Raw genomic sequence first — 17,570 nt, forward strand, 5'->3', positions numbered from 1 at the left:
GAACGCAGAGCTGCGCAACTGGCACGACCGCAGTACGACGGCACCACCTCCCCCCGTTACCCCGACGCAACCTCGTGCTCCAACTCCGAGAACAACACCTCCACCGCAGACCCGACTCGAACTCGACCACATGACCCGACTCAACGATCGGCAGGCCACCTCTCCCGGCACCCGCTCATCAGCTCCCACGCCAGATGCTCGCGGCGATGCCGACCCGACGTCTTCACCACGTCGGCGTCGTGCAGCAACTGTTCGCCTTCCAGTTGGTCGAGGCGGCGACCCGAGCGGATCACCACCCGCGACAAGCAGGCCTCGGCGTTGAATCTTCCCAGCCGGCCGCACCTACGCGGTGTTCTTCGGCGCCTTCTACGCGCGCTGATGGAGCTCGTCCCGTATCTCGGCCCTGTTCTGGGAGCCGCACCGCCGGTGCTGGTCGCGCTACTGCAGGGCGATCCGTTGACCGCGTTGTGGCTGGTGTTGTTGTTCATCGGCCTGCAGCAACTCGAAGGCCACATCGTCGCTCCCCAGGTATTCGGCCACCGCCTGCGGATCAACCCGCTGCTGGTGATGTTCGCCCTGCTCCTCGGAGGTGACCTGCACGGCATCCCGGGAGCGTTGGTCGCGCTACCGATCGCCGCCGTCGCCCGTGAGACCGTGCTCTACCTGCGCAGGCACCTGCTGCTGGAGCCCTGGGGCACGCCCAGCGCCGCCGCTCTCACCGCGAGGCCACCACAACCGACCAAACCCGAACGCACCGCGGCTCAGCGGCCACGGCGTGGTTGGGCGCTGGGGCTCGCCCAGCGCTGGTCGACCGTCCGGCTGCGTCGCTCGCCCGGCCCACAAGGTCCGACCCGGCGCAAGCGGCAGACCAGCAGGATCCAGCCGGCTCCGACCCTGCGCAGCCACCCCGGCACCCCGACAACTCCCAGGCTCACCGTGGGCTCTGAATCCGAGCGCGGAGGTCCACACTGAAGACAACATCTCGTTCGCCGCTCAGGACGCCGCGGAGGTGCGATGCGCGGACACCTCAGACGCAGCCGAGACCGCAGTTGGCCTGAAGGCCGGCGACGAATCGAATCTCATCCAGGGCGGCGTAGCCGACAAGATCGCCTTCGGCCTCACCGTCGAGTACAAGCCAGGCGCCACCGAACCCACCCCTCTCCACCGCCACCGTCATCCCGATGGTCTGAGCCGGTCGAGGCAGCAACCTGTCGGCATCTCAGCAGAGGCCGGTAGCAGACCGTCGATCCTGAGAACCGCCGAGAGCAACTGCAGAATCGTGGAACGACATTTAGTATGACTGCATGAGCGAGACTTTTCGGTTGCTTATAGCAGCTGTCGCCGTCGTGTCAGTTGCTTATCTCGTAAACCAATTCCCGCCCCTGAAGGGTTCGGTTTCAAAAGCCGCACTTGCGATTTCAAGGCGCAGCAACATCAGTCCAGCCATTTCTATGGGAATCATCTACTTCGCGTTGGCGGCACTCGCGGTAGGCGGCACCCTGCTGGCCTCCGGCATGACCTCGTCCTCCGCCCCCACGTCTTCTGGCAGCCCCTCGCCCTCGAAATCAGTCGTTATTCCCGGCAACGGATCGCTCACCGTCGAACCGAAGCAGGGGCCGGCCGGCACAAGCGTCTTCGTGTCGGCGCAGGGCTTCGCCGCAAACGAGACAGTACGCATCGAAATCTTCAATGGCGCACGCATAAAAGATTTCCAAGGCCCCTATATAGTCACGGACGCGCGAGCAAACCCCGGTGGGGAAATATCTATCGAGGCAACGATTCCCGATGAACTGTGTTGCCCCACGGGATCCGTCCGTGTTCGGGCTACCGGCAAGATGAGCAAGACCACGGCCGAGAGCAGTTTCACCCTGACGTGAGGGCCAGAGACACTTTAGCCGCGCTACTGGCCGGGTCGGGCACTCAGAGCGTCTGCGGCTCCCTCAAGAATGCATGAGACACCCCTTCCGCCCGGCCGTTCGGCGGCGGCTCAGGGCCCCGCGAGTGGACTCCAACACTCTGCAAGTCCCCGAAGGTCGGTAGTTCCGCCGGAAGTGGGCTCCGCCACTGAGATGGGACCGCCGACTGGGGCGTTGAGGTCGGGGGAGGTAGTCGAGGTCGAGGTAGTCGCCGGGGAAGGGGTACATCGCATTGCCTGCGGCCTCGGTGTCGCTCACTGTGTGGATCCGCGGCCGCGCGTGCTCCGTGGAGTGGTGCCCAGTGACGCCAAATACCGCGAGTTGGTGATCGAGGTTGGCTGTCGCCGGGGGAGTGGGATCGAGGTCGGGGTTGCCGGCCTCGATCCCTTTGGGGTGGTCAGTTCGCGGCTGACTTCAGGGCGTCTTTGTGCAGGTTGAGCCAGGTGGTGAAGGACTGGAGGTCGGGGTTGAGTTCGCGGACCAGGTTGAGGTCGCGGTCGCCGGTGAAGCGGGCTGAGTCCTCGGCGTAGAACTGGAACATGTTTGCGATCTCGACGGCCAGGGGGAAGCCGAGGGCGCGGTACTCGTCCCAGGTGTAGGGCTGGTAGGTGACCTGTTCGCCGAGCGCTTCGGTGAGGGCCGCGGCGTACTCGGTGCCGGTCAGGTGGTCACCGGCGATGCTCACGGTCTTGCCGATGAGCTCGGCGCCGCGCTTGAAGATCCCGAGCGCGGTGCGACCGATGTCCTCGGAGGCGATCCCGGACAGCGGCTGGTCGGCCATCGGCAGGGTGAGGATCAGCTTGCCGTCGGCGTCGCGGGCCGGGCCCATACCCTGCTTGAGCGAGTCGAAGTAGAACGTGGTCTGCAGGTTCGTGGTCGGTACGCCGTACTTCGTGAACAGCTCGTTCGCCTCGCCCTTGGCGTCGAAGTGCGGCACCTTGTAGCGCCCGCCGTCCAGGCTCGGGACCCGGTCGGTGTCACCGAAATGCGGCCGGGTGTCCTCCAGCGTCGACCAGACCACGTGCGCCACGCCGGCGTCCTTGGCGGCCCGGGCCGCGTTCTCGGCCTGCTCGTACTCCATCTGGCCGCGGGTCCGGGCGGCCTCCTCGGCCGGCGTCCGCTCGACCCAGTAGTTCGTCACGACGAAAGCGCCGTGCGCGCCGTCGAACGCCTTGCGCAGGCTGGTCTCGTCGTCGAGGTCGGCCTCGACCACCTCGGCACCGGCCGCGGCCAGTGCCTTCGCGCTCCGCGACTGCGCATTGCGGGTCACTGCCCGTACGGCGTACGTCGCGTCCGGGTCGACCAGGATCGCCCGGACCAGCCCGCCACCCTGCGAACCAGTGGCCCCGACTACGGCGATGAGCTTCTTGTCAGTCATCCGAATCTCCTGCGGGAAAGTTGTGGTTGATGTGTCAACTCGTCCAATCATAGCTCGCTAGGTTGATGTGTCAACCCCTGTCGGGTACGATGAATGGTGTGGCGGAAGAACGGTGGCTCGACGACGACGAGCAGAAGGCCTGGCGCAGCTATCTGCTGATGCGCAAGACGCTGGAAGCGCACATGGAACGGCACCTGCAGCGCGAGTTCGGGCTGTCCGGATCGGACTTCGAGATCTTGGTCAACCTGTCCGAGTCGGAGACCGGGCGGATGCGGGCGTTCGAGCTGGGGGAGGCGACCCAGTGGGAGAAGAGCCGGATGTCGCACCACCTGAGCCGGATGGAGAAGCGCGGCCTGATCCGCAAGGAGTCGTGTACCGCGCGGTATCCGGAGATCGTGCTGACCGACGAGGGCCGGGCCGCGATCGAGGCCTGTGCGCCCGTGCATGTGGCCCGGATCCGGGAGCTCTTCGTTGACGTCCTCGGCCCGGAGCGGCTGGGTACGCTGGGTGCTGCCTCCGACGACGTGATCGCCGCCATCGCCAAGCACAAACGCACCACCTGCCCACCGGGCATCACCGACTGCTGACCTCCTGCGTCAGCGTCTTCATTCCGTCCCTCGGCTGAGAGCCGTTCTCAGGTGGAATTCAGGAGAACTTGACAGCGGCTTGAGGTTCTCTTGGTGTGCGGCTGAGGCTGTCAGCGCGAGGCTTTCGGCATGGTCTCCCCAGATGCCCGTCCAGATCGGTCCCGGTGGTTACGCCGGGCCGGTGCAGCCGCTGTTGCGACAGCCGTGCTCGGAGTCGGCGGTACCGGCCTCGTCGTAGCCGTGCTGTCCGCGCAGCAGCCGGACAGCAACAGCGGTACCAAGGCCAGCTCCGACGACTCGAGCTTCGACAGCAGCTCCAGCTCCGACAGCACCGACGACCAAAGCAGCAGCGGTGTCGGCTCCACGCAGCAGGACTCGCCCACCCAGGGCGGGAGCAACGGCTCATGACCACCCGAGAGCGGCTGAGCGTCTCGCGGACCTGGTCGGCCTGGAGCTGCACTGTCCGGCTCACAGTCGACGACCCCGCAGTACTGGGTGCCGCGTGTGGCGCGCTCAAGGCGTTGATGGATCGCGTCGACAAGGCCGCCAGCCGGTTCCGGCCGGATTCCGAGCTCGCCGCGGTCAACACGCGCGCCGGCTCGATGGTGCCCGGGTCGCGGCTGCTGGTCGACCTCGTGGACGTCAGCCTGGTCGCCGCTTCCATCAGTGGTGGCGCTGTCGACCCCACTGTCGGAGCGGCTGTAGTCGCAGCCGGCTACGACAAAGACATCGCGGCCGTGCGCAGTCGCCGCCCGCAGACTGCCGGCAGCCCTGTCCCAGCCACTTGCTGGCAGACCGTCCAGCTCAACCGCAAGCTGGCGATGGTCGGCGTACCGAAGGGCACTCTTCTAGACCTAGGTGCGATCGCGAAAGCCTGGACAGCCGACAGAGCTGCTCTGGTACTCAGCAAGCGCCACGGCTGCGCAGTACTAGTAGAGATCGGTGGCGACCTCAGAGCCGCCGGTACTCCGGCCGAGGCGTGGGTGATCGGTGTTGCCGAGCGGGAAGGCGACCCGGTCGCCAAGGTCACCCTGTCGCACGGTGGCCTCACTACCTCGACCCGTATTGCGCGTAGGTGGGCCACGCACAAGGGCGACGCGCACCACATCATCGACCCCCGCACCGGCGAACCGGCTGACGGTCCCTGGCGAACTGCGTCGGTGTGGGCGCCAAGCGCAGTACGCGCGAACACCTTCAGTACTGCGCTCGTCGCGACCGGCGAAGCGGCTCTCGGTCGGCTGACGCTGGCCGGGCACCCGGCACGGCTGGTTGCCGACGACGGTGAGATCACCGAGCTGGCCGGCCGGCCAACGGCGACCAGGCCGCCTGATGACGCTCTGGTACTTGGCCCGCGCGGCCGGGGCGATGGCGATGGTCCTCTTCACAATCGCTGCCTCGCTCGGAGCGCTCGGTGCAGGCAGCCGCAAACCAGAGCAGCGGTTCTGGCTGCAGTACGTCCACCGCTCAGCCGCTGCCACCGGCCTGCTGCTCCTGGTCGCCCACGTGACCGCAGTAATCACCGACAGCTATGTAGACATCAACGCCGCCGTCCTGGTGTGGCCGTTCGGTTCCGGATAGCGCCCGTTCGCGGTGACGCTCGGCGTGCTGGCTATGTACGGCCTGGTGCTCGCCGCAGTGGTCGGAGCCGCTAGAGGACACCTTGCCACTTCGCAGGCATTCACCCAGCGCTGGCGCTGCAGGAGAACCCACCGCTGCTCAGGTCTATCGGTCCGCCTCGGCTGCTCGCGGGACTCAAGGAGGGCCGCGCAGACCTCCAACACCACCTCTGGGCGCACGGCGCGCAACCACAACTCACCAGGGAGGCTTACGGCGAGCTAGCGACAGCCGTCGGACTCAGAGGCCGAGGCGGCGCAGGCTTCCCGGTCGCACTCAAGCTGGCCGACCTTCCGGCGAAGGGCATTGAGGCAGTGGTCGTCAACGGCTCCGAGAGCGAGCCGCTGAGCCGAAAGGACCGCCTCCTGCTCACGCTGGCGCCACACCTCGTACTGGACGGCGCAGCCGGTCTCGCCAAAGCGCTGCATGCCAGGGAGGTCCTGGTAGCGGTCCACAACGCTGAGGCAGCCGCCTCGCTCAGGGCCGCGATCCACGAACGCCAGGACTCCGTAGAGATCCAGGTAAGCGACACCCCAGGCCGGTTCGTTGCCGGTGAGGCGCGGGCTAGTCCTGAGCATCCTGGAAGGTGGTCCGGCCGTGCCTCCTGGCCGCAGAGTGCTACCGACGAGGAAGGGCTATCACCAACGCCCTACCTTCCTGTCGAACGTCGAGACCTTCGCCCAGCTCGCAGTACTGGCCCGGCTCGGGTCCCGCGAGTTCAGCAGCACCGGCCTCACCAGCGAGCCGGGCACCCAGCTCCTGACCGTCGACGGCGCGGTCCAGCGACCCGGAGTTATCGAGACGCCGACCGGAGTGCCATTGGAGACCATTCTCCAGTACGCCGGGGCGCCCGTCGCGGGACCGGTCCTGATCGGCGGGTACCACGGCCAGTGATTGCCGAGGGCGGATGGCATCAGACTGAGTCGCCCCGAGGTCGCACTGGGAGCCGGAATCGTCGTAGCGCTCGGATCAGACACCTGCCCACTCGGTGAGGTTTACCGGGTAGCGCAGTGGCTAGCGAGCCAGTCGGCCGGTCAGTGCGGGCCGTGCGTGTTCGGTACGGCCGCCCTGGTCGACGACTTCGGCCGGCTGTTGAACGGCGACCCGGCCGGCTGGCACGACGCCCAACGGCACCTCGGCCTGGTGCCCGGCAGAGGTGCCTGCGCCCATCCCGACGGCTCGGCCCGGTTCCTGGCGTCGGCCCTCGAGGCGTTCGGGGATGACGTCCGCGCCCACCTCGCCGGCGGCTGCGGCCGCGCAGTACTGGGTGTCCTGCCAGTGCCCGGAGGTGCGTGGTGAGGAAGCTGGAGATCGACTGGACCCGGTGCGACGGGCACGGGCTCTGCGCGACCCTGCTGCCCGACGACGTGACGCTCGACGAATGGGGCTTCCCAGTGCTGACCGGTGCCCCGGTTACGGCTGGTGAACTGGCGAACGCGCGCCGCGCAGTACTGGCCTGTCCGACCCTGGCGCTGCGCTTGAGCGGCCTGTGAAAAGTGATCCGTAAGGCATCGGAAAGGAGCGTCCCGGGATCACACCAGTGACCGAAGTGGACTAATCTCTGAGGGGGCGCACAAGGGCGTGCGGTCCGGCGCACGGAAGCGTCGAAGCCACGTGGAGACGGTGGGGAATGCAGAGCAAGCTGGACGTCCAGAAGGCGGATGTTCTCGCCAAGGCAGTGTTCGCTGGAACGCACGGCAAGGACCAGTCGGTCGATGCCGGGAAGCTGCGAGGCTTCCTCGAGCGGTACTACCGGTATGTCGCGGCCGAGGACGTCGCCGAGCGGCAGCCGACGGACTGTCTGGGCGCTGCCCGGCACCACTACAAGTCCGCCTCGGTCCGCCCGCAGGGCACGGCCAAGGTGCACGTCTTCACCCCGACGGTGCAGCAGCACGGCTGGTCCGCCGACGGCCGGACGGTCGTCGAGATCGTGGTCGACGACATGCCGTTCCTGGTCGACAGCGCCGCGATGGTGATCACCGAGCACGCCCTGGAGCTGCAACTGCTGGTGCACCCGCAGTTCGTCGTCCGCCGCGACATCACCGGCACCCTGCAGGAGGTTCTCGGTGACGAGGCCGCCGCGGACGAGCACGACCTGGTCCGGGAGAGCTGGATGCACCTGGAGGTCGAGCGGATCGCCGACCCCGCCGAGCACCGCGAGCTGGAGAAGGCGCTGCAGTTGGTCCTGAACGACGTCCGCGAGGCCGTCGAGGACTGGCCGAAGATGCACGAGAAGGCGGTCACCATCGCTGCCGAGCTGGACCCGGCGAACCTGCCGGTCGGCGCCGCGGAGGTCGAGGACGCCCGGGAGCTGCTGGACTGGCTCGCCGACGAGCACTTCACCTTCCTGGGCTACCGGGAGTACGCGTTCTCGATGCGCGGTGAGCAGGGTGTCCTGCGCGGCGTCCCCGGTACCGGGCTCGGCATCCTGCGCAAGGACCCGAACCAGGACGAGAACGCCGGCCTGCTGCCGCCCGAGGTGAGTGCCAAAGCCCGCGAGAAGAAGCTGCTGATCCTGACCAAGGCGAACTCGCGGTCCACCGTGCACCGCTCGTCGTACCTGGACTACGTCGGCATCAAGCAGTTCGACGAGAACGGCGAGCCGGTCACGGAGCGCCGATTCATCGGCCTGCTCTCGTCGACCGCTTACACCGAGAGCGTCATGCAGGTGCCGGTACTGCGCCGCAAGGCGATCGAGTTGTTCAAGAGGACCGGCTTCGACCCGAGCAGCCACAGCGGCAAGGGCCTGCTGGATGTGCTGGAGACGTACCCGCGCGACGAGCTGCTGCAGGCACCGGTGGAGGACCTGCTGCCGATCGTGCAGTCCGTGCTGCACCTGCAGGAGCGCCGCGCGGTGAAGCTGTTCGTCCGCCGCGACGTCTACAACCGGTACCTGTCCTGCCTGGTCTACCTGCCGCGCGATCGCTACACGACCGCGGTCCGGCTCAAGATGCAGCAGATCCTCAGCGACGCGATCGGTGCGGAGTCGGTGGACTATGCCGCCTACGTGACCGAGTCCGTGCTCGCCCGGGTGCACTTCGTGGTCCGGATGAAGCAGGGCGAGACAGTGGGCGAGTATGACGCCGACCAGCTCGAGCAGAAGGTCATCGAGGCGACCAGGGCCTGGCAGGACGACTTCACCGTCGCGCTGCACGCCGAGGGCGGCGACGGTGCCGTCACCAGGTTGAGCAGTCAGTACGCGGGTGCCTTCCCCGAGGCGTACAAGGAAGACTTCGACGCCAGGGTCGCCGTCAAGGACGTGATGATCCTGGACGGACTGCCGGCCGCCGACGGCCTGGCGATGTCGCTCTACAGCCCGATCGACGAGGAATGGGAGGGCGAGCGCCGCTTCAAGGTCTACCGGACCGGTACGGCGCTGTCGCTGTCCCAGGTGCTGCCGCACCTGACCCACATGGGCGTCGAGGTGATCGACGAGCGGCCGTACGAGATCCGCCGGCCCGACGGCGGTACGGCGTACATCTACGACTTCGGTCTGCGCACCCCCCGTGAGGTCCAGGAGCGCGAGGAGAACCGCACGCTCTTCTCGGACACGTTCCAGGCCGTCTGGTCCGGCCGGGCCGAGTCCGACAAGCTGAACGCGCTGGTACTGCGCGGCAGCCTCAGCTGGCGGCAGGTGTCGATCCTGCGCGCCTACCAGAAGTACATCCGCCAGGGCGGTACGCCGTTCAGCCAGGACTACATCGAGAACACCTTCCTCAGCCACGTCGACGTGGCCGGGCTGCTGGTCCGGATGTTCGAGACCAGCTTCGACCCGGCGCACGGTGCGGCCGACGACCCGAACCGGCGGACCGCGGTCGACCAGCTGGAGAAGGAGATCGTCGCCGCGCTGGACACGGTGCGGAGCCTGGACGAGGACCGGATCCTGCGGTCCTACCTGACCGTGATCAAGGCGACCCTGCGGACCAACTACTTCCAGCCGGGACCGGACGGGCAGCCACGCGCCTACATCTCGTTCAAGCTGGAGCCGAAGGCCATCCCGGAGCTGCCGCAGCCGCGGCCGGCGTACGAGATCTTCGTGTACTCGCCGCGGGTCGAAGGGGTGCACCTCCGGTTCGGCGCCGTGGCCCGGGGCGGGTTGCGCTGGTCGGACCGGCGGGAGGATTTCCGGACCGAGGTGCTCGGCCTGGTCAAGGCGCAGATGGTGAAGAACTCGGTGATCGTGCCGGTCGGCGCGAAGGGAGGCTTCTACGCCAAGCAGCTGCCCGACCCGTCGGTGGACCGGGATGCCTGGCTCGCCGAGGGCGTCGCGTCGTACAAGACCTTCATCTCTGGGCTGCTGGACATCACCGACAACATCGTGTCCGGCTCCGTGGTGCCACCCCGCGACGTGGTTCGCTACGACGGCGACGACGCGTACCTGGTGGTTGCCGCGGACAAGGGCACGGCGACGTTCTCAGATATCGCCAACGGTGTCGCCAAGGAGTACGGCTTCTGGCTGGGTGACGCGTTCGCCTCGGGTGGGTCGGTCGGCTACGACCACAAGGCGATGGGCATCACCGCCCGTGGCGCGTGGGAGTCGGTCAAGCGGCACTTCCGCGAGATGGGCCACGACTGCCAGCACACCGACTTCACCGTCGTCGGTATCGGCGACATGTCGGGTGACGTGTTCGGCAACGGGATGCTGCTGTCGGAGCACATCCAGCTGGTCGCGGCATTCGACCACCGGCACATCTTCCTGGACCCGACGCCGGACGCGGCGACCTCCTTCGTCGAGCGCAAGCGGTTGTTCGACCTGCCACGCTCGTCGTGGGCGGACTACGACAGCGCGCTGATCTCGGCCGGCGGTGGGATCTACCCGCGGACCGACAAGGCGATCCCGATCTCGGCCGAGGTCAGGGCGGCGCTCGGGCTGCAGGACAACCCGGCGAGGCTGACACCGGCCGAGCTGATGCAGGCGATCGTGAAGGCGCCGGTCGACCTGTTCTGGAACGGCGGTATCGGCACCTACGTGAAGGCGAGCACCGAGACGCACGCGGATGTCGGCGACAAGGCCAACGACGCGATCCGGATCAACGGCGCGGATCTGGGCGCCAAGGCGGTCGGCGAGGGCGGCAACCTCGGCTTCACCCAGCTGGGGCGGATCGAGTACGCCGCCAAGGGCGGCCGGATCAACACCGACTTCATCGACAACGTGGCCGGCGTGGACACCTCCGACCACGAGGTGAACATCAAGATCCTGCTGGACAAGGTGGTCGCCGACGGCGACCTGACCGAGAAGCAGCGCAACGACGTGATCGCGTCGATGACGGACGAGGTCGCCGCGCTGGTGCTGAAGAGCAACTACCGGCAGAACATCGGGCTGGCCAACGCCACCGCTCAGGCCGCCGCGCTGCTGCACGTCCACCAGGACTGGGTCCGCCGGCTGGAGAAGCAAGGTCTGCTCGACCGGGAGCTGGAGTTCCTGCCGAGCGTCGCGGAGTTCAAGCGGCGCAAGGCCGACGGGCGTGGGCTGACCTCGCCGGAGCTTTCGGTGCTGATCGCCTACACCAAGATCGTGCTCGAGGCGGAGTTGCTGAAGACCACGCTGCCGGACGACGACTACCTGGAGTCGAAGCTGGCCAGCTACTTCCCACAGGCGATCCAGGAACGCTTCGCCGGGCCGATGAAGTCGCACCAGCTGCGCCGCGAGATCATCACCACCCAGGTGGTGAACGAGTTCATCAACTCCTCCGGCATCACGGCGTACCACCGGCTCTCGCTGGAGACCGGCGGGACGATCGAGGACGTCGTCCGGGCCAACCTGGCCGCGTCGCGGATCTTCGCGCAGCCCGAGCTGCTGGCCCGCAACGCCGAACTCGACAACGTCATCCACGCCGACACCCAGACCGCGATGCGGCTCGAGACCCGCACCCTGGTCGAGCGGGCCACCCGCTGGCTGGTCTCGAACCGGCGGCCCCCGGTGGACATCGCCGAGCTGATCGAGTTCTTCTCGGCCGGCATCGCCAAGCTCACCGCCGCGCTTCCCGACGTACTGCGGGGCCGCGAGCTCGCGCTGTTCGAGCATCGCCGCGAGGAGCTGATCGGCAAGGGGGTGGCCGAGGACTTCGCCACCCGGATCGCGGTGCTGCCCCCGGCGTACGCGGGGCTCGGCATCGTCGAGACGGCCGAGGCGGACGACCTGGACCTGCTCGAGGTCGCCAAGGTCCACTTCGCCCTCGGCGAGCGGCTGCAACTCGGCCTCTTCCTCGAACGCATCGTCGGCCTGCCGCGAACCGACCGCTGGCAGACGATGGCGCGCGCGGCGCTTCGCGACGACCTGCACGCCGTCCACGCCCGGCTGACCCGCCAGGTGCTCAGCCAGACGGACGCGGCCGCCGAGCCGGAGGAGCGGGTCAGGGCCTGGCAGGACATGAACGCGACCGCCCTGTCCAGGGCCGCCACCATGATGGAGGAGATCGTCGAGACCGAGGGGCCCGAACTGGCCCACCTGTCCGTCGGCCTACGCCTGGTCCGCACCTTGCTGGGCAACCACGCCTGACCCACCTCGCCCGATTGCTTACGTCCGAAGAAGTGGAGTACACGTCCCCTCCGCTTCTTCGGACGTTAGGCTTCGGCGCGTGGCGACCCTCATGGATGTGGCTGGCGGTTGTGAGTATCCGGGCCGTGGGCTGGCGATCGGGCGCGACAGCGACGGGATGCCGTTTGCCGCCTACTGGCTGACCGGGCGAAGCCCCGCCTCCCAGCAGCGCGAGCTCGTCGTGTCCGAGCGCGAGATCGTCGTCCGGGAGACGGGCGGTGGCGCGGCCGACGAACTGCGTCACTACACCGCCGCGATCCGGGACGAGGACTGGTTCATCGTCGGCAACGGCAGCCACGTCCCCGAACTCGCCGGCACCCACGCCGACTTTGTGGATCTCCAGGTTGCGCTGCGAAATCTCGACTACGAACCCGACCCGCCCATCCGTACGCCGCGCATCTTCGCCGGTGCCGTCATCGAGGGCCCTGAGCTACTCGACGTCGTCGTAGGCTCCGCCCGCTCGTATTCGGCGGACCAGGTCCAGCACCCGTCCTTGTTCCTGCGCCGCTCCGAGGAGGCCACCGCCGGCGTCATCACCACGTACTCCGGCACCGCCGCCCAGGTGGTCACCGACGGATATCCGGTAGTCGTCTCCGTAGAGGTCGAGTGGGAGTCCCTCCCCGACCTCCTCTGGAACCGACTCGACCCGTCCCTCCGCATCGCCCTCGTCGTCATCCCCCTGCTCCCCGAAACCTTCGACGAAGCCATCACCCGCGCCCGCTGAGGAATCAGCGGCCGAAGAGGGCGCAACCACCCCAGCCAGCCCGTTGATTCAGCGGTCGGAGACGACTACCTCCACGGAGTACTGGTCGGCGCGGTAACAGTGGTCGCCGAATTCGACGGGGGAGCCGTCGGCGTCATAGGCGCTGCGGGTCATCGTGACCAGCGGCTCGGCCTTGGTGAGATGCAGAGTACGGCGTTCTTCGGCGGTCGCGTTGCGGGCACCGATGCGCTGGCGGGCCACGCTCGGCCGGATGCCGCGAGCGCGGAGCAGGGCGTACAGGCCTTCCTTCTGGAGTGCCTCGACGGTCAGGTCATTCATTGCTGGCGGCAACCAGTTGCGCATGATCGCGAGCGGCACGTCGCCTGCGTACCGGAGCCGGACGATCGCGACCACCGGCGTCCCCGGCGGGAGACCGAGCGCCTCGGCGGCCCGGTCGTCGTGGGCCTCGCACTGCAACGAGAGCACGTCGGTGTGCGGCGTCCGGCCTTCGCGCTCGAGATCGTCGTACAGGCTGGTCAGCTCGGCCTTGCGGTGCACCATCTGGTTGGCGACGGTGGTGCCGATGCCGCGGCGACGGACCAGCAGGCCCTTGTTCACCAGCTCCGAGATCGCCCGCCGGACGGTCGGCCGGGACAGGCTGAGCCGGTCCGACATCGCCTGCTCGTTCTCGAACGGGTCGCCCGGGCGCAGGGTGCCGTCGCTGATCGCGGCGATCAGCTGCTCGGCGAGCTGGTGGTAGAGCGGCACCGGGCTCGCCCGATCGATCTGGATCGGGAGGGCGGCCATGTCCGGATATTACCTGAAGGGGGTTTGTATGTCTCGACATGAAAATGTGCTTACAAACTATTGACACCTCTTCGCGGGCGGACAAAGCTGAACCAGCACCGCCACTGGTCGGGTGCTTCGGGACTCACACAAGCCTTGACGAGAGGTCACAGGATGCGAATCGGGTTGGTCGGAGCCGGACGGATCGGGGCGTTCCACGCCGCGACGCTGAAGGGTCTGCCGGCGGTGGACCAGGTCGTGGTCACCGACGTCGACGCGAGCCGGGCGGAACTGGTCGCGAAGGACCTCGGCCTCGAGTTCGCGGCCGACGTGGATCAGCTGCTGAGCAGCGGCCTTGACGGCGTCGTGATCACCGCGGCCACCTCCGCGCACGCCGCGCTGATCGGCAAGGCCGTCGCCGCCGGGATCCCGACCTTCTGCGAGAAGCCGGTCGCCCTCGACCTGGCCGAGACCCAGCAGGTGGTCGCACTGGTCGAGGCTTCGGGAGTGCCGGTGCACATCGGCTTCCAGCGTCGCTTCGACCTCGGCTACCAGGCCGCGGCCGAGCAGGTCCGGTCCGGCGCCCTCGGGTTCATTCACCACATCCGGGCGAACACGAACGACGCGTTCCCGCCGCCGCAGGAGTACATCCCGACCAGCGGCGGGTTCTTCCGTGACTGCACCGTGCACGACTTCGACATCCTCCGCTTCGTCACCGGCCGCGAGGTGGTCAGCGTCTTCGCCACCGGGGCGAACCGGGGCGAGGCGTTCTTCGGCGAGTACGGCGACGTCGATGCGGCCGCCGCGCTGCTCACCCTCGACGACGGCACCTTCGTGTCGGTCAGCGGGACCAGGTACAACGCGGCCGGCCACGATGTCCGGATGGAGGTGCTCGGCTCGCTCGGATCGGTCGCTGTCGGGCTGGACGAGCACACCGCGCTGAAGTCCGCCGAGGCCGGCGTCAGCTTCCCCGGCGGCGAACCGCACGCCACCTTCATGGACCGGTTCCGGCCGGCCTACGTCGCCGAGCTCACCGCCTTCACCGAGGTGGTGGCCGGGTCCCGCGAGGTCCCGTGCACCGTCCGCGACGCACTTCAGGCCTTCCGGACCGCGGACGCCTGCGAACTGTCCCGACGCGAGAACCGCGTTGTTCTGCTGGAGGAGATCGGCGCATGACCGAGCTAGCTGACCGGATCGCCGGCGCCCCGATCTCGTGGGGAGTCTGCGAGGTGCCCGGCTGGGGCTACCAGTACGACGCGGAGACCGTGCTGGCGCAGATGCGCGAGGTCGGGATCGCCGCGACCGAGTTCGGGCCGGACGGCTTCCTGCCGGATGACCCGGCCGAGAAGGCGAAGGCGCTGGCCGACCGGGGACTGCGTGCGGTCGGGGGATTCGTCCCCGTAGTACTGCATGATCCTTCGCACGATCCGGCGCCGGAGATCTCGCAGGCGCTGGAGGGCTTCGTCGCCGCCGGAGCGAGCACGCTGGTGCTGGCCGCAGCGACCGGCGAGGAGGGGTACGACGACCGCCCGGTGCTGGATGCGACCGGCTGGGTGACGATGCTCGCCAACCTCGACCGGCTCGCCGGAATCGCCGCGGCAGCGGGGATCCGGGCCACGATCCACCCGCACGTCGGCACGATGGTGGAGAACGCGGACGACGTACGCCGGGTGCTGGACGGCTCGGCGATCGGTCTGACGCTCGACACCGGACATCTGCTGATCGGCGGGGTGGACCCGGTCGCGCTGGCGCTGGAGCACACCGACCGGATCCGGCACACGCATCTGAAGGACGTCGATGCCGCCTGGGCCGCGAAGGTGCAGAGCGGAGTGGTCAGCTACACCGACGCCGTCCGGGAGGGGATGTACCGGCCGCTCGGACAAGGCGACATCGACCTGACCACGATCGTCGGCGCGTTGGAGAAGGCCGGGTACGACGGCTGGTACGTGCTCGAGCAGGACACGATCCTGCCTGACCGGCCGACCGACGAGGGGCCGGTAACCGATGTACGGGCGAGCATCGAGCACCTGCGGCACATTGCCGAGGCGGTCTGATGGCTGACGACGTACTGACCATCGGGCGGATCGGGGTCGACCTTTATCCGCTGCAGACCGGCACGCACCTGGAGGATGTCGAGAGCTTCGGCAGGTTCCTCGGTGGCAGTGCCACCAATGTCGCGGTCGCCGCTGCCAAGCATGGCCGCAAGTCGGCGGTGATCAGCCGGACCGGGAACGATCCGTTCGGGAAGTTCATCCATCGGACGCTGCTGGAGCTGGGTGTCGACGACCGGTTCGTCACCGGGGTCGAGGGGCTGCCGACTCCGATCACGTTCTGCGAGATCTTCCCGCCGGACGATTTCCCGCTGTACTTCTACCGGTTCCCGAAGGCGCCGGACCTGGTGATCAACCCGGACGAGCTGGATCTGCAGGCGATCAAGGACGCGCGAATCTACTGGTCGACCGTGACGGGACTGTCGGCCGAGCCAAGCCGGTCGGCGCACTTCGCGGCCTGGGAGGCGCGGGAGCGGAAGGCGATCACCGTGCTGGACCTGGACTACCGGCCGATGTTCTGGGCGGATCCTTCCGAGGCGCACGAGCAGGTCAGCAGGGCGCTGGAGCACTGCACGGTTGCTGTTGGCAACCGAGAGGAGTGCGAGGTGGCGGTCGGCGAGACGGATCCCGACAAGGCCGCGCAGGCGCTGCTGGATCGGGGACTCGATCTCGCCGTGGTGAAGCAGGGACCGAAGGGGACCTTGGCTCGTACCCGTGACGAGCGGGTCGAGGTGCCGTCTTTCCCGGTCGAGGTGGTGAACGGGCTGGGCGCGGGTGACGGCTTCGGTGGCGCACTGTGCCACGGGCTGTTGGCCGGCTGGCCGCTGGAGAAGGTGATCCGCTTCGCCAACATCGCGGGCGCGATCGTCGCCTCCCGGCTGGAGTGCTCCACTGCGATGCCGTCCGAAGCCGAGGTCCTGACTTTGATGGGTGAACACGCATGAGCGCCACCGAGCGGGACCTGCAAGCGCCCGGACAGCAGCCGGCGCAGGGCGCTGGGCGCCAGCCCGGGCAAGGCGTAGGGCAGCAGGCGGTGCAGGGCGCTGGGCAGCAGGATTCGCTGCGAACGTCGGCCGGGCCGCGGACCGAGCCGCGGGCGACCGGCGTGGATCTCACTGAGCTTCGGGTGCGGTATCCGGAGCGGATCGCGGAGGCTTGGCAGCAGCGTCGGCGGCGGCAGATCGTCGGCGAGGACGGGCGGCTGCTGATCGTGGCCGCGGACCACCCGGCCCGGGGCGCACTCGGCGTACGGGACGACGCGATGGCGATGGCGAGCCGCCCCGCGCTGATCGATCGGCTGGTGACCGCGCTGGAGCGGCCGGGCGTCGACGGTGTGCTGGCGACTCCCGACGTGCTGGAAGACCTGCTGCTGTTGGGTGCGCTGGAAGGCAAGGTCGTCATCGGATCGATGAACCGGGGCGGGCTGCAGGGCGCGTCGTTCGAGCTGGACGACCGGTTCACGGCCTACGGTACGGCCGATGACATCGCTGCGCGCAGACTGGACGGCGGCAAGATGCTGACCAGGATCTGCCTCGACGATCCGGGTACGGTGGCGACGCTGGAGAGCAGCGCGCGCGCCGTCACCGAGCTCGCCGAGCGGAAGCTGATGGCGATGGTCGAACCGTTCTGGTCGGTCCGTCGCGACGGCCGGGTGACGAACCTGCTCGATCCGGACTCGGTGATCAAGTCGGTGCACATCGCCGCCGGCCTCGGTGCGACCAGCGCGTACACCTGGCTCAAGCTGCCCGTGGTGGACGACCTCGAACGGGTGATGGAGGCAACGACTCTGCCGACGCTCCTGCTCGGCGGCGATCCGACTGTCGCACCCGAAGAGACCTACGCGTCCTGGGGCAAGGCGCTCAGCCTCCCGTCGGTCCGGGGCCTGGTCGTCGGTCGCGCTCTGCTCTTCCCGCCCGACGGCGACGTCGCCGCCGCGGTAGACCAGGCAAGCGCCCTCGTCCACGGAGGCGCCGCATGACCAACAGCAACTGTCATCC

Annotated in this window: 18 protein-coding genes and 1 pseudogene; 15 read left to right on the top strand and 4 right to left on the bottom strand. The window is 68.2% G+C overall.

What is annotated here, in order from left to right; all coding sequences use genetic code 11:
- Nucleotides 1-140 precede the first annotated feature (140 nt).
- Entirely contained in the window at nt 141-296 is a 156-nt protein-coding gene (locus F1D05_RS28155) for a hypothetical protein (protein WP_185443461.1), read from the bottom strand.
- Between the two features lie 82 nt (nt 297-378).
- Between F1D05_RS28155 and F1D05_RS28160 the strand changes: the two genes are divergently transcribed.
- A complete protein-coding gene (locus F1D05_RS28160; RefSeq protein WP_185443462.1) occupies nt 379-972 on the top strand; it encodes an AI-2E family transporter in 594 nt (197 codons plus the stop codon).
- A gap of 55 nt (nt 973-1,027) precedes the next feature.
- Here the strand turns inward: F1D05_RS28160 and F1D05_RS28165 are convergent, their stop codons facing one another.
- Nucleotides 1,028-1,177: a hypothetical protein gene (locus tag F1D05_RS28165; protein ID WP_185443463.1), complete on the bottom strand. Its 150-nt coding sequence runs from the start codon at nt 1,175-1,177 to the stop codon at nt 1,028-1,030.
- Between the two features lie 127 nt (nt 1,178-1,304).
- On the opposite strand from F1D05_RS28165, the gene F1D05_RS28170 reads away from it, so the two are divergent.
- Nucleotides 1,305-1,877, top strand: a complete 573-nt coding sequence (locus F1D05_RS28170) for a hypothetical protein (protein WP_185443464.1) — start codon at nt 1,305-1,307, stop codon at nt 1,875-1,877.
- A 436-nt stretch (nt 1,878-2,313) separates the two neighbouring features.
- Here the strand turns inward: F1D05_RS28170 and F1D05_RS28175 are convergent, their stop codons facing one another.
- Entirely contained in the window at nt 2,314-3,294 is a 981-nt protein-coding gene (locus tag F1D05_RS28175; RefSeq protein ID WP_185443465.1) for an NmrA/HSCARG family protein, read from the bottom strand.
- An 89-nt stretch (nt 3,295-3,383) separates the two neighbouring features.
- On the opposite strand from F1D05_RS28175, the gene F1D05_RS28180 reads away from it, so the two are divergent.
- The 9 genes and pseudogenes from F1D05_RS28180 to F1D05_RS28215 all read left to right on the top strand — a co-directional run bounded on the left by F1D05_RS28180 (nt 3,384) and on the right by F1D05_RS28215 (nt 12,757).
- Complete coding sequence (locus F1D05_RS28180; RefSeq protein WP_206685860.1) at nt 3,384-3,881, top strand: MarR family winged helix-turn-helix transcriptional regulator; 498 nt, start codon at nt 3,384-3,386, stop codon at nt 3,879-3,881.
- Between the two features lie 129 nt (nt 3,882-4,010).
- Nucleotides 4,011-4,289, top strand: a complete 279-nt coding sequence (locus F1D05_RS28185; protein ID WP_185443467.1) for a hypothetical protein — start codon at nt 4,011-4,013, stop codon at nt 4,287-4,289.
- A complete protein-coding gene (locus F1D05_RS28190) occupies nt 4,286-5,533 on the top strand; it encodes an FAD:protein FMN transferase (protein WP_185443468.1) in 1,248 nt (415 codons plus the stop codon). The genes F1D05_RS28185 and F1D05_RS28190 overlap by 4 nt, the downstream gene beginning before the upstream one ends.
- 243 nt (nt 5,534-5,776) lie before the next feature.
- Nucleotides 5,777-6,001 (top strand): annotated as a pseudogene (locus tag F1D05_RS43205) (hypothetical protein); the annotation flags it as partial.
- Between the two features lie 91 nt (nt 6,002-6,092).
- Nucleotides 6,093-6,389, top strand: a complete 297-nt coding sequence (locus tag F1D05_RS41060; protein WP_246486039.1) for a hypothetical protein — start codon at nt 6,093-6,095, stop codon at nt 6,387-6,389.
- Entirely contained in the window at nt 6,390-6,794 is a 405-nt protein-coding gene (locus F1D05_RS28200) for an NADH-ubiquinone oxidoreductase-F iron-sulfur binding region domain-containing protein (protein WP_185443469.1), read from the top strand.
- Nucleotides 6,791-6,988, top strand: a complete 198-nt coding sequence (locus tag F1D05_RS28205) for a ferredoxin (protein ID WP_185443470.1) — start codon at nt 6,791-6,793, stop codon at nt 6,986-6,988. Before F1D05_RS28200 ends, F1D05_RS28205 begins: the two co-directional genes overlap by 4 nt.
- Before the next feature lie 137 nt (nt 6,989-7,125).
- The gene (locus tag F1D05_RS28210) at nt 7,126-11,994 is read left to right on the top strand and encodes an NAD-glutamate dehydrogenase (RefSeq protein WP_185443471.1); all 4,869 of its coding nucleotides are present in this window, start codon (nt 7,126-7,128) and stop codon (nt 11,992-11,994) included.
- Between the two features lie 79 nt (nt 11,995-12,073).
- Complete coding sequence (locus F1D05_RS28215) at nt 12,074-12,757, top strand: IMP cyclohydrolase (RefSeq protein WP_185443472.1); 684 nt, start codon at nt 12,074-12,076, stop codon at nt 12,755-12,757.
- A gap of 48 nt (nt 12,758-12,805) precedes the next feature.
- Here F1D05_RS28215 and F1D05_RS28220 read toward each other — a convergent pair whose 3' ends face one another.
- On the bottom strand, nt 12,806-13,543 hold the full coding sequence (locus F1D05_RS28220) for a GntR family transcriptional regulator (protein WP_185443473.1): 738 nt from the start codon (nt 13,541-13,543) through the stop codon (nt 12,806-12,808).
- Between the two features lie 153 nt (nt 13,544-13,696).
- On the opposite strand from F1D05_RS28220, the gene F1D05_RS28225 reads away from it, so the two are divergent.
- The 4 genes from F1D05_RS28225 to F1D05_RS28240 all read left to right on the top strand — a co-directional run bounded on the left by F1D05_RS28225 (nt 13,697) and on the right by F1D05_RS28240 (nt 17,551).
- Nucleotides 13,697-14,698: a Gfo/Idh/MocA family protein gene (locus F1D05_RS28225; RefSeq protein WP_185443474.1), complete on the top strand. Its 1,002-nt coding sequence runs from the start codon at nt 13,697-13,699 to the stop codon at nt 14,696-14,698.
- Nucleotides 14,695-15,576: a sugar phosphate isomerase/epimerase family protein gene (locus F1D05_RS28230; protein WP_185443475.1), complete on the top strand. Its 882-nt coding sequence runs from the start codon at nt 14,695-14,697 to the stop codon at nt 15,574-15,576. Before F1D05_RS28225 ends, F1D05_RS28230 begins: the two co-directional genes overlap by 4 nt.
- A complete protein-coding gene (gene iolC, locus F1D05_RS28235; RefSeq protein WP_185443476.1) occupies nt 15,576-16,517 on the top strand; it encodes a 5-dehydro-2-deoxygluconokinase in 942 nt (313 codons plus the stop codon). Before F1D05_RS28230 ends, iolC begins: the two co-directional genes overlap by 1 nt.
- A 161-nt stretch (nt 16,518-16,678) precedes the next feature.
- Nucleotides 16,679-17,551, top strand: coding sequence for a class I fructose-bisphosphate aldolase (locus F1D05_RS28240; protein ID WP_185449547.1), 873 nt, complete (start codon nt 16,679-16,681; stop codon nt 17,549-17,551).
- Nucleotides 17,552-17,570 lie beyond the last annotated feature (19 nt).

The organism is Kribbella qitaiheensis (assembly GCF_014217565.1).
GTDB classification, from domain to species: Bacteria; Actinomycetota; Actinomycetes; order Propionibacteriales; family Kribbellaceae; genus Kribbella; species Kribbella qitaiheensis_A.

Coding starts and splice junctions, on each gene's coding strand:
- F1D05_RS28160 (WP_185443462.1), top strand. CDS start 379: ATGGAGCTCGTCCCGTATCTCGGCCCTGTTCTGGGAGCCGCACCGCCG.
- F1D05_RS28165 (WP_185443463.1), bottom strand. CDS start 1,177: ATGACGGTGGCGGTGGAGAGGGGTGGGTTCGGTGGCGCCTGGCTTGTA.
- F1D05_RS28170 (WP_185443464.1), top strand. CDS start 1,305: ATGAGCGAGACTTTTCGGTTGCTTATAGCAGCTGTCGCCGTCGTGTCA.
- F1D05_RS28175 (WP_185443465.1), bottom strand. CDS start 3,294: ATGACTGACAAGAAGCTCATCGCCGTAGTCGGGGCCACTGGTTCGCAG.
- F1D05_RS28180 (WP_206685860.1), top strand. CDS start 3,384: ATGAATGGTGTGGCGGAAGAACGGTGGCTCGACGACGACGAGCAGAAG.
- F1D05_RS28185 (WP_185443467.1), top strand. CDS start 4,011: ATGGTCTCCCCAGATGCCCGTCCAGATCGGTCCCGGTGGTTACGCCGG.
- F1D05_RS28190 (WP_185443468.1), top strand. CDS start 4,286: ATGACCACCCGAGAGCGGCTGAGCGTCTCGCGGACCTGGTCGGCCTGG.
- F1D05_RS28210 (WP_185443471.1), top strand. CDS start 7,126: ATGCAGAGCAAGCTGGACGTCCAGAAGGCGGATGTTCTCGCCAAGGCA.
- F1D05_RS28220 (WP_185443473.1), bottom strand. CDS start 13,543: ATGGCCGCCCTCCCGATCCAGATCGATCGGGCGAGCCCGGTGCCGCTC.
- F1D05_RS28225 (WP_185443474.1), top strand. CDS start 13,697: ATGCGAATCGGGTTGGTCGGAGCCGGACGGATCGGGGCGTTCCACGCC.
- F1D05_RS28230 (WP_185443475.1), top strand. CDS start 14,695: ATGACCGAGCTAGCTGACCGGATCGCCGGCGCCCCGATCTCGTGGGGA.
- iolC (WP_185443476.1), top strand. CDS start 15,576: ATGGCTGACGACGTACTGACCATCGGGCGGATCGGGGTCGACCTTTAT.